Origin of the sequence: Ruegeria sp., assembly GCF_028066395.1 — a bacterium.
Lineage (GTDB): Bacteria > Pseudomonadota > Alphaproteobacteria > Rhodobacterales > Rhodobacteraceae > Ruegeria.
In genome coordinates this window covers 1-13,300 of record NZ_JALCBM010000077.1, presented here as the reverse complement: position 1 = coordinate 13,300, position 13,300 = coordinate 1, and the positions used below count along the sequence as shown (strand labels likewise).

General features: G+C 61.4%; 13 protein-coding genes and 1 riboswitch. Of the genes, 6 read left to right on the top strand and 7 right to left on the bottom strand.

Annotation, left to right across the window (positions count from 1 at the left end; genetic code table 11):
- Positions 1-452, top strand: a 452-nt coding sequence (locus tag MPJ51_RS18725; RefSeq protein WP_298389859.1) for a sterol desaturase family protein, incomplete at its 5' end; no start/stop codon positions are given.
- Between the two features lie 106 nt (positions 453-558).
- Here the strand turns inward: MPJ51_RS18725 and MPJ51_RS18720 are convergent.
- A complete protein-coding gene (locus tag MPJ51_RS18720; RefSeq protein ID WP_298389886.1) occupies positions 559-1,191 on the bottom strand; it encodes a class I SAM-dependent methyltransferase in 633 nt (210 codons plus the stop codon).
- Between the two features lie 89 nt (positions 1,192-1,280).
- Between MPJ51_RS18720 and MPJ51_RS18715 the strand changes: the two genes are divergently transcribed.
- Entirely contained in the window at positions 1,281-2,153 is an 873-nt protein-coding gene (locus MPJ51_RS18715; protein ID WP_298389856.1) for an SDR family oxidoreductase, read from the top strand.
- Between the two features lie 30 nt (positions 2,154-2,183).
- On the opposite strand, the gene MPJ51_RS18710 is transcribed toward MPJ51_RS18715, so the two are convergent.
- Positions 2,184-3,647 carry an NAD-dependent succinate-semialdehyde dehydrogenase gene (locus MPJ51_RS18710; RefSeq protein WP_298389853.1) on the bottom strand — a complete coding sequence of 488 codons (1,464 nt, stop codon included), beginning with the start codon at positions 3,645-3,647 and terminating at the stop codon, positions 2,184-2,186.
- A gap of 316 nt (positions 3,648-3,963) precedes the next feature.
- Entirely contained in the window at positions 3,964-4,863 is a 900-nt protein-coding gene (locus MPJ51_RS18705; RefSeq protein WP_298389850.1) for a LysR family transcriptional regulator, read from the bottom strand.
- Between the two features lie 114 nt (positions 4,864-4,977).
- Between MPJ51_RS18705 and MPJ51_RS18700 the strand changes: the two genes are divergently transcribed.
- The 3 genes from MPJ51_RS18700 to MPJ51_RS18690 are packed head-to-tail and all read left to right on the top strand — an operon-like array spanning position 4,978 to position 7,772.
- Positions 4,978-5,598, top strand: a complete 621-nt coding sequence (locus MPJ51_RS18700) for a glutathione S-transferase (protein WP_298389847.1) — start codon at positions 4,978-4,980, stop codon at positions 5,596-5,598.
- A 39-nt stretch (positions 5,599-5,637) separates the two neighbouring features.
- Positions 5,638-6,114 carry a nuclear transport factor 2 family protein gene (locus MPJ51_RS18695; protein ID WP_298389844.1) on the top strand — a complete coding sequence of 159 codons (477 nt, stop codon included), beginning with the start codon at positions 5,638-5,640 and terminating at the stop codon, positions 6,112-6,114.
- 29 nt (positions 6,115-6,143) lie between these two features.
- Positions 6,144-7,772: a pyridoxamine 5'-phosphate oxidase family protein gene (locus MPJ51_RS18690; RefSeq protein ID WP_298389841.1), complete on the top strand. Its 1,629-nt coding sequence runs from the start codon at positions 6,144-6,146 to the stop codon at positions 7,770-7,772.
- 47 nt (positions 7,773-7,819) lie between these two features.
- On the opposite strand, the gene MPJ51_RS18685 is transcribed toward MPJ51_RS18690, so the two are convergent.
- The 4 genes from MPJ51_RS18685 to MPJ51_RS18670 are packed head-to-tail and all read right to left on the bottom strand — an operon-like array spanning position 7,820 to position 10,931.
- On the bottom strand, positions 7,820-8,833 hold the full coding sequence (locus MPJ51_RS18685) for an iron ABC transporter permease (protein ID WP_298389838.1): 1,014 nt from the start codon (positions 8,831-8,833) through the stop codon (positions 7,820-7,822).
- 1 nt (position 8,834) lies between these two features.
- Positions 8,835-9,785 carry an ABC transporter substrate-binding protein gene (locus MPJ51_RS18680; protein WP_298389835.1) on the bottom strand — a complete coding sequence of 317 codons (951 nt, stop codon included), beginning with the start codon at positions 9,783-9,785 and terminating at the stop codon, positions 8,835-8,837.
- A 12-nt stretch (positions 9,786-9,797) separates the two neighbouring features.
- Positions 9,798-10,583, bottom strand: coding sequence for an ABC transporter ATP-binding protein (locus MPJ51_RS18675; protein WP_298389828.1), 786 nt, complete (start codon positions 10,581-10,583; stop codon positions 9,798-9,800).
- Positions 10,584-10,931, bottom strand: a complete 348-nt coding sequence (locus MPJ51_RS18670; RefSeq protein WP_298389826.1) for a DUF1636 domain-containing protein — start codon at positions 10,929-10,931, stop codon at positions 10,584-10,586.
- A gap of 101 nt (positions 10,932-11,032) precedes the next feature.
- Positions 11,033-11,240, bottom strand: a riboswitch (cobalamin riboswitch).
- Positions 11,241-11,610: 370 nt separating this feature from the next.
- Between MPJ51_RS18670 and katG the strand changes: the two genes are divergently transcribed.
- A partial coding sequence (katG, locus tag MPJ51_RS18665; protein WP_298389823.1) for a catalase/peroxidase HPI occupies positions 11,611-13,300 on the top strand: 1,690 nt, incomplete at its 3' end.

Below are 13,300 nucleotides of genomic sequence, written 5' to 3'. Positions count from 1 at the left end.
TCATTCCGATGTGGTCGGGGTTGCATTTCTATTGGGTGCACCGGCTGGAGCATCACCCGAAGCTGTATAAACACGTCCATGCCGTGCATCACCGCAACGTCAATATCGGGCCGTGGTCCGGCATCTCAAACCACTGGTTCGAGAACCTGCTGTATTTCAGCACCTATTTCGTGCATCTGATTGTGCCTTCGCACCCTCTGCACCTGCTGTTTCATTCGTACTTCAACCAGATCAGCCCGGTCCTGTCCCATTCCGGGTTTGAAAAGCTGAAGGCCGGGGATACGGATGCCGCGCGGGCTGGGGATTTCTTTCACCAGCTGCATCACCGGTATTTCGAATGCAACTACGGCACGTCGGAGATTCCGTTCGACAAGTGGTTCGGCACCTATCACGACGGTTCGGCCGAGGCGACAGAGCGCACGCGGGCCTATAAGAAGCAGATGTATACCTAAGTCTTTCGAGAAACCATTGAGGCAAAAGATATCGCCGATGTCCCGAGAATGCCGAAGGCATGGCAGGGCATTGGCGATACAACTTTTTCTCGAAAGGACATGAGGTCTACGACTTCTCGAATAGGGCGATCAGTGCCTCGTCATCCTTGTTCGGCCCCACGGCCAGCGAGCCGTAGATGGGCACCCGCGACAGGGTCAGGTTTTCGATCTTGTCGCCCTGCATCCGGTCCAATGCGTCGGCAAAGCCCAACGCCTCGTAATGGCGGGCGTTAATTGACAGGGCGAATTGCGCGCCGGGGCGGGCGGCGCGCAGCAAGGCGGGGAAGACATCCGGGCCGAGATGGCCATGGGTGAAGGTGCCGGATGACACGATGCCCGCATAGCTGTCACGCGGGACCGGCAGGCCCTGATGCAGGTCGGCCTCGATTGCGTCGCGGTAGATATCCTTGCGCATGGCCTGATCCAGCATCTCGGCGCTGATATCGGTGGCGTCGATCGGGCCGACACCCAGACCGGCCAGCACCGCACCGCACAGCCCGGTTCCGGCACCGACATCCAGTACGGGTCCTTGCCCCCCGGCGCTTACAAAGGCGCGGGCGGTCTGGATGTGCAGTTGATAATCCTCGCGCGCGGCAAAGCCTTCGTCGTAATCTCCGGCCCATTCGGCATAGAGTCGTTTGTTGTCCTCGGGCGATTTCAGTGCATAGGCGACGTGCAGGTTTGGTGTCTTGTCACTCATGCCATTCATGAAGGCGCATCCGGGGATTCGAATCAAGTGCGTCCATCCGGCGCTTGCATCCCGGCGATTGCCGCCCCATCAAGGAAGGCATGACAGGCACTTTATTCTCATTCGGACATGGATATTCGGCCCGGGCATTGTCGCGGGAACTGGCGCCGCAGGGTTGGCGGATCATCGGAACCACGCGGGATGATTCTCAGGTCGAGGCCATTCGCAGCGCCGGGGCAGAGCCGTTGATCTGGCCGGGCGCTGATCCCGATCTGGACGGCGTGACCCATCTGTTGATCTCGACCGCGCCCAAGGCGGATGGTGATCCGGTCTTGGCCGCGTTGCGGGATCAGATCACCGCCCGCGCCGGGCAGTTCCAGTGGGTCGGCTACCTGTCCACAACCGCTGTCTACGGCGATCATCAGGGTGGTTGGGTGGATGAGACGACCCCGCCCGCCCCCACGGCCGAGCGTGGCCGCTGGCGCGTCCGGGCCGAGGAACAATGGGCCGAAATCCCCGGTCTGCCGTTGCATATCTTCCGACTGGCCGGAATTTACGGCCCCGGGCGCGGGCCGTTCTCCAAGCTCAAACGGGGTGGGTTGCGGCGGATCATCAAGCCGGGGCAGGTGTTTTCCCGCATCCATGTCGATGACATCGCACAGGTTCTGGCCGCATCGATGCAGCAGCCCAATCCGGGCGCGATCTATAATGTTTGTGATGATGAGCCGGTGCCGCCGCAGGACGTGATCGGCTATGCGGCGGAATTGCAGGGCCTGCCCCTGCCGCCCGCTGTGGCCTTTGACGAGGCTGACATGACCCCAATGGCGCGCAGTTTCTACAATGAAAACAAGCGGGTGCGAAATGACCGGATCAAATCCGAATTGAGCGTCACCCTGCGCTATCCGAATTACCGGGTAGGGTTGGAGGCGCTGCATCGGCAAAGCACCCTTGCCGCGCCGCCCGAAGGCGCCTGACCCCCGCCAAGACGGGGGTCAGCAGAGAGTTTATTCCGCGTCGATACCACCCATGCAGAGATATTTCAGTTCCATGAAATCATCCATCCCATAGCGCGAGCCTTCGCGGCCCAGACCGGACATCTTGACCCCGCCAAAGGGCGCCTCGGTGGTTGAGATAAGGCCGGTATTGATGCCGACCATGCCGTAATCCAGCCCCTCGGACACCCGCCAGACCCGCGCCAGATCGCGGGAATAGAAATACGAGGCCAGACCGAATTCGGTAGCATTGGCGGCGGCGACCACCTCGGCCTCGGTTTCGAACTTGAACAGGGGGGCGACCGGGCCAAAGGTTTCTTCGGTCGCGACGGCCATGTCGGCGGTGACATTGGTCAGGATCGTGGGTTCAAAGAACGTGCCGCCCAGTTGGTGCAGATTGCCGCCCAACGTGACCTCGGCCCCTTTGGTGGTGGCGTCCGAGATATGTTGGGCGACTTTGTCCACCGCCGCCTGATCGATCAGCGGGCCAAAGATGACACCCTCGTCAAAGCCGTTGCCGGTGGGCAGGGAGGCCACCTTCTCGCGCAGCTTGGCGGCGAAGGCGTCGTAGATACCGGACTGCACATAGATGCGGTTGGCGCAGACGCAGGTTTGACCATTGTTGCGGAACTTGGCGATGACCGCGCCATCGACAGCGGCGTCCAGATCGGCATCGTCGAACACGATGAACGGCGCGTTGCCGCCCAGCTCCAGCCCTAGTTTCTTGATCGTGGGGGCGCATTGCGCATAAAGCTGCGCGCCGATCTCGGTCGAGCCGGTGAAGGTCAGCTTTTGCACGGTCGGGTTGCCGGTCATTTCTCCGCCAATGTCGCGGGCCGAGCCGGTGATGACCGAGAACAGCCCGGCGGGCAGACCGGCACGTTCAGCCAGAACTGCCAGCGCGATGGCCGAGAACGGCGTCTGGCTGGCCGGTTTCAGAACCATCGAACAGCCCGCCGCCAATGCCGGGCCTGCCTTGCGGGTGATCATCGCATTGGGGAAGTTCCACGGTGTAATCGCGGCGACAACGCCGATCGGCTGCTTGATCGTCACGATGCGCTTGTCGGGCGCGTGACCGGGGGTCACATCGCCATAGGCGCGGCGGGCCTCTTCGGCGAACCACTCGATGAAGCTGGCGCCATAGGCGATCTCACCCTTGGCCTCGGCCAGCGGTTTGCCCTGCTCGGCGGTCAGGATCGCGCCCAGATCGTCCTGATTCTCCATCATCAACTCGAACCAGCGGCGCAGGATCTGGCTGCGTTCTTTCGCGGTGCGTTTGGCCCAGCCGTGGCGGGCGGTTTCGGCTGTCGCGATGGCCTCGGCGGTTTCTGCCGCGCCCAGCTTGGGGACATGGCCGATGACATCGCCCGTGGCCGGGTTGGTGACCGCAAGGCCGGTGGCCGGATCGGCGTCGATCCAGCGCGTGCCCACAAGAGCGGCCTGCCGCAACAAACTGGGGTCTTTGAGTGTGATCATCGCTTGATCCTTCCGAATAGATAATGACGAGTCGCGGCGAGGTCCGCCCGGAACGGCGCGACCTTAGCCGGTGCGGGCCAGTGCGGAAAGACAAGTTCTTGTTGTCCGGGCCATGTTGGCAAAGAGCAAAGCCAGAGGCGGGCTGATATTTTGCAAGCGAAACTTAAAAAGCTCCCTGCCTCATAATACTCCCCCGGACAGATTTTTCACGTCATCGCCCAGTGCAGAGGATGTTGAAGCACCCGTCCGCGTGTTCCATTGGACCGGTAGGTGTTTTGCAAAAAAGATCGGAGGCGACCTCCCCGACCAACAAGCCTCATGCTCCGGCGCTGCAGATCAGTTCATCACGGGCAAGGTGGTCGATGAGTTCCCGCACGCGCGTTGTCAAACGGCGGTTCTGCGGGAACAATGCGGCCACGACATAAGGCGTCACACGGTGTTGGGGGAAAAGCTCTACCAATTCTCGGGCCTTTAGCGCATCGGCCACGGTATAGGCCGGGCATCTGGCCACGGCCACTCCGGCTGCTGCCAAACGCGCAGAGGCTGCTGGCGCATTCGCCCGAAGCCGTCCATTTACCTGAACTGCTACTTCCTCTCCCTCAATCTCGAACCGCCATATCGATGGGTCGGCCATGGCGCCGTCGAGAATGCAGTCATGTGAGGCCAGTGCGCGCGGGTGCGTCGGTGTGCCCGCGCGCGCCAGATATGCCGGTGACGCGCACACAATCAGGGGCATCGGCCCAAGCTGACGAACCTTGAGCGAGCTGTCGCGCATGGGGCCGATCCGGATCGCCAGATCCAGACCTTCTTCGATGATCGACACCCGCCGGTCCGACAGTTTGAGGTCAATTTCCACCTCCGGGTGTTTCGAGGCAAAAGCCGCAAGGGACGGCGCAAGACGCAAGGACCCAAACCCCGTCGGCGCCGAAATGCGGATGACGCCGCGCAAGGACATTTGCGCGTTTCTGACCGTCTCCTCCATCTCGTCAAACCCATCAAGAAGCGGCTCGCACATCGCCAGATAGGTGGCACCGGCATCCGTCAGGGACACACTGCGGGTCGTCCGGTTCAAAAGCTGCACCCCCAGCGAGTCTTCCAGATCAGCCACGTATTTGCTGACCAGCCGTGCCGATTTGCCCAGTCGCTGGGCTGCGAGGGTGAAAGAGGCGTTCTTCGCCACCAGCGCAAAGGCGCGCATCCGGTCGATTTTGTCCATGGGTATTGCGCCCTTTCAGGGCCTAATGATCCGCAAAAACTGACAATTATCATTCGATTTTGCAAGCCGTATCTGTCGCAGCAGAACACAGCTTAAGAGTGACAGGAGCCATAGATGCCTAATGCAGTTCGTATCCACCATTTTCCCAAATCCGGCCACGCGCATCGCGCCCTGGTTTTCGCCAAGCTCGCCGGGATAGCGCATGAGGCTGTTTTCGTTGATCTTGCCGCCGGTGCGCACAAGACGCCCGAGTTTCTGGCGATGAACCCGAACGGGCAGGTGCCGGTTCTGGAGGACGGCGATGTCGTCGTGTCGGATTCCAACGCGATCCTTGTCTACCTTGCCCGGCAATACGCCCCGGACTGGATGCCCAGCGATGCGGTCGGTGAAGCCGCCGTTCAGAAATGGCTTACCCTGGCCGCCGGCGAGATCGCGTTTGGCTCTTGCGCTGCGCGTCTGATCACCGTTTTTGACGCGCCTTTGGATGCAGAGTTTGCCGCCGCAATCGCGGCAAGGGCGATGCAGAAGCTTGAACAGGGTCTGGACGGGCGCATGTGGCTGGTCGGCGACCGGCCAACCATCGCGGATGTTGCCGCGTATTCGTACACCGCCCACGCGCCCGAGGGGAATGTCTCGCTTGAGCCCTATCCGAATGTGCGGGCGTGGATTGCACGGTTTGAGGCTTTGGATGGGTTCGAACCGATGCCCGCCACCGCCGCCGGTCTTCTCGCCTGACCTGTCAGCGCTTTCCAAGCCCCCCGTAGGAGATCCAACATGACAACCGAAGCACCACGCCACCCCCTGCCACCGTTCACGCGTGAAACCGCCATTCAGAAGGTCCGCCTTGCCGAAGATGGCTGGAATGGCCGCAACCCGGCCAAAGTTGCGTTGGCCTATACCCCGGACAGCCAGTGGCGCAATCGGGCCGAGTTCCCTGTCGGCCGCGCCGAGATCGAGGCGTTTCTGACCCGAAAATGGGCCAAGGAACTGGATTATCGCCTGATCAAGGAACTGTGGGCCTTTGAGGGCAATCGCATCGCGGTGCGCTATGCCTATGAATACCATGACGACAGCGGAAACTGGTTCCGAGCCTATGGCAATGAGAACTGGGAATTCGACGAAAACGGCTTCATGGCCCGCCGTTTTGCCAGCATCAACGAACATCCGATTCAGGAAGAGGACCGCAAGTTTCGCTGGCCTTTGGGGCGTCGACCGGACGATCACCCGGGTCTGAGCGATCTGGGCCTCTGACGCTTTCCGTATTTCAAAGGAACAAGACGATGTCGGACGCAGATATCCCGTTTCACGCGGGCGAGTTGGCGGCGCAGCAGCGCGCAGGCGCGGGCAATATCGCAACCACAGGTGCGCGGTTCATTCGGGAGTTCATGCCAGACCAACATCGTGCGTTCTATCAGGCGCAGCCGTTTTTGGTTGCGGCCTCGGGTGATGCGGAAGGCCGGGTTTGGGCAACGATCATCGAAGGTCCTGACGGGTTTGTTCAATCCCCGGACGCCCGTACGCTGGCCATCGACACCACGATTGATCCGCATGATCCGCTGGCGGAAACCCTTGGCGACGGTGCCGATATCGGTGTGATCGGTATCGAGCTTGCCACCCGCCGCCGCAACCGGCTCAGCGGTAGAACGCGCCGAACGGATAGCGGGCTTGCGATAGACATCCGTCAGACCTTCGGGAACTGCCCTCAATACATAAACGAGCGGGATTGGTGGCGGGTCACGCGGGCCGAAGGGGTGGAACCGGTGACCTCTGACCGCCTCAGCACCGCTCAGGTTGCACGTGTCCGCGCCGCCGATACTCTCTTTATCGGGTCGGGGCGCCATGGGCCGCACAAGGCTGCGTCAAACGGGTACGATGCCTCTCACAGAGGGGGTGAGCCGGGGTTTGTGCGGGTGGTCAGCCCAACCCGGCTGCGCATTCCCGACTATTCCGGCAACAATTTCTTCAACACGATTGGCAACCTGTTGGAGGATGCGCGCATCGGGCTTCTGTTCATTGATTTTGCGACCGGTGGGCTGCTGCATTTGACGGGCCGTGCCGAGATCGATTGGACCCCTGAAGAGGCGCGCGACCCGAGTATCCTTCGGATGATCACTGTAGAGATCGACGAGGTGATCGACCGACCCCATGCCCTGTCGCTCAGATGGTCGGCGGACCCGGCACCTTCAACAAGGCTGGTTGTTGCAGACAAGGTTATTGAGGCCGAGGGCATCACCTCATTCCACCTTGCGGCTTTCGACGGCGGCAAGATCGCGCCCTTCCGGGCAGGGCAGCATTTGCCGATCACGCTCGACATCCCCGCGCATGACACCAAGCTGCGGCGCACCTATTCGCTGTCCGGAAAACCCGGGGATGACCACTATCGGATCACGGTCAAGCGCGAGGCCAATGGTGCTGCGTCCCGTTTTCTTCACGACGCGGTCGAAATTGGTGATGTCATCAAGGCCAAGCCGCCTGCCGGGGACTTTCTGATCCCCGATGGCGACAACCCCCTGATTCTGGTCAGTGCCGGGGTCGGCCTGACCCCGATGCTTGCCATGTTGCACCAAACGGTGAGCCAGCTAAGCGACCGTCCGGTCTGGTTCGTACATGGGGCTCGGAACGGGCGACACCATGCCTTTCGCGATGAAACCAGTCGTCTGATCGCGGCAAGCGGGACCGCCAAGATGCGCGTATATTACAGCGCTCCAGACAGCACCGATCAGATCCACAGGGATTTCGACGTTGAGGGCCGGATCAACGCGGGCGATTTGCTGGCCCTCGATCCCGACGCCAGCTGTCATTACATGCTTTGCGGCCCTCTGAGTTTCACGGCCGATCTGACAGCGGGTCTGGAGGCTGCGGGCGTGGCGAAAAGCCAGATTCATTTCGAATCCTTTGGGTCCGTGTGACAACAAAACTGGCGATCAGGCAGGCGCGCGCTACTGGGTAAATCGCCTTAATTTCGCGCTCTGGCCGATTTGAACAACAGCAGGAATACGAAGACCGATCCGATAGATGTGGTCACGATACCCACGGGCAGTTCCTGAGGGGCCAGTAGCAACCGGCTGAGGATATCCGATCCGGTCAGCAAAGCCGCGCCCACGATGGCGGCGGTGGGCAGCAGGTGGTTGTGCAATGGCCCGGCGATGCCGCGGGCGATATGGGGGACCATTAGCCCGACGAAACCGATCACCCCGGCAACCGATACGAATACCGCCGTTGCCAGCGCCGCGACGAAGAACATGCGGAACCTTAGCCCCTGCACAGGCACGCCCAGCGTGGCGGCGGTCAGGTCTCCGGTCAGCAGCGCGTCCAGCCATCGGCTGCGGTACAGGGAATAGGTCAGGATCAGCAGCAGACCGGCGCAGACAAGGGGGAAGGTCTCCCACCGGGCCAGACCCAGCCCGCCCAGCATCCAGAAGATGACCGAATGCGCGGCGCGGCTGTCGCCTGCGAAAATCAGGTAATTGGTGATGGCTGAAAACAGGAAGGACACGGCTAGCCCGGCCAGGATCAGCTTTTCCGGCGCGCTGGTGCGCAACCCGTGGACCAGTGCCAGCACGATACCCGAGGCCACGAGGCCACCGCAGAAGGCGGCAAGAGGCAGGGTCCAGAAGCCCAGAATATCTCCGGTCACGGTGATGACGAACACCGCGCCTGCCGCCGCGCCCGAGGACAGGCCGAACAAGAACGGGTCGGCCAGATCGTTGCGCGTGGTGGTTTGCAGGACCACGCCCACAATGCCCAGCCCGGCGCCGATCACGGCGGCGAACAATGCGCGCGGCAGGCGCAGGTCGAAGACGATCCGGTGCAGCGGAGACATCTCGCCCTCGGCCATGCCGGTGCCCAGCAGCACGGCGGTAAAGGCGTCAGAGGCGGGAATGGATGTGGTGCCGTATATTGTCGAGATCAGCAAAAGGGCGGCCAGAACGACCGCCCCCAGCGTTAATGTCAGGCCCAGTCGGCCCATCTCAGTTCAGGCCCGGATGCATGGCCTGCGCCATTTTCGAGATCGCTTCGATGTTTGCCGGTCCGGGGGTCAGTTCCTCGTAGCGCAGACCGATCCAGCGCTCGTTCTTGACCGCGTCGGTCTGGGACATCACCGGGTGTTCCTGCAGGAACTTGAACGTATCGGCGGCCCCATTGCCGGTCTGATAGTCCAGCAGCACCAGGAATTCAGGGTTGGCGGCGGCGACGGCCTCCCACGAGGTGCGGCCCCAGCTGGTGTCCATGTCATGGGTGACGTTCTCGCCCCCGGCCGCGGTGATCATCGCATCGGGGATGGCGAATTTGCCCGCGGTAAAGGGCGCATCCGCCGGACCGTCCAGCAGGAAGACGCGCGGTTTGGCCAGTTCGGCGGTCTGGGCCTCAATCGCGGACAGTTCGTCCTTCCAGCCGGAGACCAGCGCTTCGGCTTTGTCCTCGACATGCATGACCTTGCCCAGACGCAGCACGTCGTTGAACAGCAGGTCCATGCTGGCCTCGGGGCGGTTCTTGTCCAGATGCACGCAGCTTTCGGTCAGGATCATGGTCTTGATGCCGAACGGCTCCAGCGTGTCCGGGGTCACGTCGCCGCCCGGCTTCATGCCATAGTACCAGCCTGCAAAGAACAGGTCGGGCTCGACCGCGACCAGATTTTCGACCGTGGGGTATTTCGGCGCCAGTTCCGGGATGTCGCCCCGCAGCGTGTCAAATTCCGGGCTGGTCTTGTACCAGCCGGTGATGCCGGTCAGGCCAACGATCTTGTCCTGCAAACCCAGCGCAAAGGCCATGTCGGTCATGTTCATGTCATGCACCACCAGCCGCTCGGGCTTGGTGTCAAAAACCAGCGGCGCACCGCAATTGTCGACGGTCACTTCATGCGCTGCCGCGCTGCCGGCAAGGCCAGCGATCAGGGCCGCGGACCAGAGGGTCTGTTTCATTTGGGGAATCCTCTATGTTGAAACTTTGGTTTTTCGGATGTCCAGCGCCGGGATGACACGGCCTTCGTGGTGAAAGCACAGGTAATCGACGCCAAAAGTGTCCTGCACCCGTTCCGGGGTCAGTACGTCGCTGACCGGACCAAAGCCGGTCAGTCGGGTGGATTTCATCAGTGCCACATGGGTGGCGAATTCGGGGATCATCACCAGATCGTGGACGATCATCACCACCGTGATGCCCAGATCGGCCACAAGCGACAGCATCCGCCCCTTGGCATCCGGGTCCAGATGGTTGGTGGGTTCATCCAGAAACAGCAGTGAGGGGTCCTGCGCCAGCGCCCGGGCGATATGCGCCCGTTGCCGCTCACCCCCGGACAGCACACCCATCCGTTTGTCCGCAAGCGCGCTCAGCCCTGTCAGGCCCAGAATCCTGTCCAGTTCCGCCGCATGTTCACCGGCCGAGCGGTCGGCCCGGATCGGGATCTGCCCCAGCGCCACATAATCGCGCAACAGCAACCGCCCATCCGGCAGTTCCTGCTGGCTGACGACGGCAATCATGCGGGCGCGGTCCTTGGCCGAAAGCTGCTTGAGGCTGCGCCCCTTGATCAGCACATCGCCCAGAGCCAGCCCCTCGGCCCCGCAGAGCAGGTTCAGAAGCGTGGTCTTGCCCGCCCCGTTCGGACCGGCAATCGCCAGAATCGAGCCCTCGTCCAGATCAAAAGACACGCCCTGCAGTAGGACGTCCCCGTTCAGGGCGTAATATTCAAGACCGCGAGCCGTCAGAAAGGTTGAAGGTGTCATTCAGGCCCCTCCGATCCGCGGCATGCGCGACAAGGTTTTCGTCAGCAACGCCCGAGGCCGGTCGGTCGCATTGGTCCAGCCATCGTTGCTGTGCCGGTATTGCACGGCGAAATCGGCCAGCGCCTCGATCTCTTGTGTGGTCTGGATGTCCCCGAACAGATATTGCGCCTTGCCTGCGGCCTGAAAGCCGACGGTTATGGGATGCGCGCACCCGGCCATGCATGCCACGTGGCGGATGGCAAAGCCGGATGGCAGTTTGTCTGTCAACCTGTCCTGCACGGCATCGGCAGATGCCGTCCCTGTACAGGTCGAACAGATCAGAACGAAATGATCAGTGTCGTCGTGCATCGTCCGCTCCGCCATATGTCAGGCGCGAACAGAAGGTGCCAGTCATGTCAACACGCGTGCAACGTGCCATCAAAGCCTCCTTCCAGGGCGCCCCGCCCCGGGTTGGTTGAACCGAAGATGGCAGGTCTCCTGACTTGCGGGTCATGGCTTGGCCTTCCTTCCCGACCCATGGGTCAGTGGATACTTGGCGTCGCTCACCGCTTACAGTTGCGGGGGCAGTCACGGACTTGGCGCCCTAAGGCAAACCGCACCGTATTCCCTTTTCATCCCTTGGGCGCACCATCGGGAACCATCAAGGGATTGAGTGCCCGAGATCATCGAACGGGTCAATATGAAATGTATCGGGCGACCATCCGCCGTCAGAGTGTTTGGAAAGAACAGCCTGTTTCGGGACGGCAGCCCTGGTTTTGTCGGGCGCGATGGATATGCCGAAATATGATAATTAAAATCTATCACTTTCATCGAAAAACAAAACTTATTTGCATGGCTTCGATTTGCTAGATTCAAACCAGCCAAGAAGAACGAGTCGCCAATGCATTCCTCCCGGAATTTCCCCGAGACCACAGCGTTTATGCGCGGGTTTTCAGGAATCAGTCAGAAAAGCTTTGTCTTCTTGTCCCACTGTTCTCATCGGAATTACCCGCGCGAGCAAAGACCCTAGCCAGGAATGGAGATTGAAATGGATGGAAGTGACAACCCGAACACGGGCAAATGCCCGGTTATGCACGGGGCTGCGGGCGGTCGGACGAACCGTGACTGGTGGCCCAATCAGCTGAACCTTTCGATCCTGCATCAGCACGGACCGGCCTCGAACCCGATGGGTGAGGCGTTCGACTATGCCGAGGAATTCAAAAAGCTGGACCTGAAGGCGCTGAAGGAAGACCTGTATGCGCTGATGACCGACTCGCAGGATTGGTGGCCGGCGGATTACGGCCATTATGGCGGGTTCTTCATCCGCATGGCCTGGCACAGCGCGGGCACCTACCGGACAGCGGATGGCCGTGGCGGTGGCGGAAGCGGGTCGCAGCGTTTTGCGCCGCTCAACAGCTGGCCGGACAATGGCAACCTGGACAAAGCGCGCCGTCTGCTGTGGCCGATCAAGCAGAAATACGGCAACCAGATCTCCTGGGCTGACCTGATGATTCTGGCAGGCAACTGCGCGATTGAATCGATGGGCGGCAAGACCTTTGGCTTCGCCGGTGGCCGCGAAGACATCTGGGCACCCGAGGAAGACATCTATTGGGGCACGGAAACCGATTGGCTGGCGCCGACCGACAACCCCAACAGCCGTTATTCCGGTGACCGCGATCTGGAAAACCCGCTGGCCGCTGTGCAGATGGGCCTGATCTATGTGAACCCCGAAGGCCCGGATGGTGAGCCGAACATTCTGGCCTCGGGCCGCGATATTCGCGACACCTTTGGCCGGATGGCAATGAATGACGAGGAAACCGTCGCTCTGGTTGCCGGTGGCCACACCTTCGGCAAGGCGCATGGCGCGGGCGATCCCGCCTTGGTCGGGCCGGAGCCCGAAGCCGCCCCGATGGAAGACATGGGTCTGGGCTGGATCAACGAATTCGGCAGCGGCAAGGGCGATGACACCACCACCAGCGGTATCGAGGGTGCCTGGACTGCGAACCCGACCAAATGGGACAACGGCTTCTTCGACCTGCTGTTCGGCTATGACTGGAACCTGACCAAAAGCCCCTCGGGCGCCTATATCTGGGAGCCGGTGAACGTCAAGGAAGAGGACATGGCCCCGGCGGCGCATGATCCGTCCAAGAAGGTCAAGACCATGATGACCACCGCCGACATGGCGATGCGCATGGACCCGATCTATGGTCCGATCTCGAAACGGTTCCACGAAAACCCTGACGAGTTCGCCGATGCCTTTGCTCGCGCATGGTTCAAGCTGACCCACCGCGACATGGGCCCGCGCTCGCGCTATCTGGGGGCCGAGGTGCCTAGCGAGGAACTGCTGTGGCAGGACAACGTCCCGGCAGTTGATCACGAGTTGATCGACGATGCGGATGCCGCTGATCTGAAGGCCAAGATTCTGGCCACCGGTCTGTCGGTCTCGGAACTGGTTTCGACCGCTTGGGCATCGGCTTCGACCTTCCGCGGATCGGACATGCGGGGTGGCGCGAATGGCGCTCGCATCCGTCTGGCCCCGCAGAAGGACTGGGATGTCAACGAACCGCTGAAACTGTCCAAGGCGCTTGAGGCGTTGGAGGGCGTTCAGAAGGCGTTCAACGATGCGCAGTCGGGCGGTAAGAAAGTGTCGCTGGCCGATGTGATCGTTCTGGGCGGTGCGGCCGCAATCGAACAGGCGGCCAAAGCGGCGGGTGAGGATGTCACCGTGCCCTTCGCTG

What these genes read in the sequence shown, in the direction of transcription:
- MPJ51_RS18720 (WP_298389886.1), bottom strand. Translation starts at nt 1,191, where the DNA reads ATGAGTGACAAGACACCAAACCTGCACGTCGCCTATGCACTGAAATCG.
- MPJ51_RS18675 (WP_298389828.1), bottom strand. Translation starts at nt 10,583, where the DNA reads ATGACACCTTCAACCTTTCTGACGGCTCGCGGTCTTGAATATTACGCC.
- MPJ51_RS18695 (WP_298389844.1), top strand. Translation starts at nt 5,638, where the DNA reads ATGACAACCGAAGCACCACGCCACCCCCTGCCACCGTTCACGCGTGAA.
- MPJ51_RS18670 (WP_298389826.1), bottom strand. Translation starts at nt 10,931, where the DNA reads ATGCACGACGACACTGATCATTTCGTTCTGATCTGTTCGACCTGTACA.
- MPJ51_RS18705 (WP_298389850.1), bottom strand. Translation starts at nt 4,863, where the DNA reads ATGGACAAAATCGACCGGATGCGCGCCTTTGCGCTGGTGGCGAAGAAC.
- MPJ51_RS18685 (WP_298389838.1), bottom strand. Translation starts at nt 8,833, where the DNA reads ATGGGCCGACTGGGCCTGACATTAACGCTGGGGGCGGTCGTTCTGGCC.
- MPJ51_RS18690 (WP_298389841.1), top strand. Translation starts at nt 6,144, where the DNA reads ATGTCGGACGCAGATATCCCGTTTCACGCGGGCGAGTTGGCGGCGCAG.
- MPJ51_RS18680 (WP_298389835.1), bottom strand. Translation starts at nt 9,785, where the DNA reads ATGAAACAGACCCTCTGGTCCGCGGCCCTGATCGCTGGCCTTGCCGGC.
- MPJ51_RS18700 (WP_298389847.1), top strand. Translation starts at nt 4,978, where the DNA reads ATGCCTAATGCAGTTCGTATCCACCATTTTCCCAAATCCGGCCACGCG.
- MPJ51_RS18715 (WP_298389856.1), top strand. Translation starts at nt 1,281, where the DNA reads ATGACAGGCACTTTATTCTCATTCGGACATGGATATTCGGCCCGGGCA.
- MPJ51_RS18710 (WP_298389853.1), bottom strand. Translation starts at nt 3,647, where the DNA reads ATGATCACACTCAAAGACCCCAGTTTGTTGCGGCAGGCCGCTCTTGTG.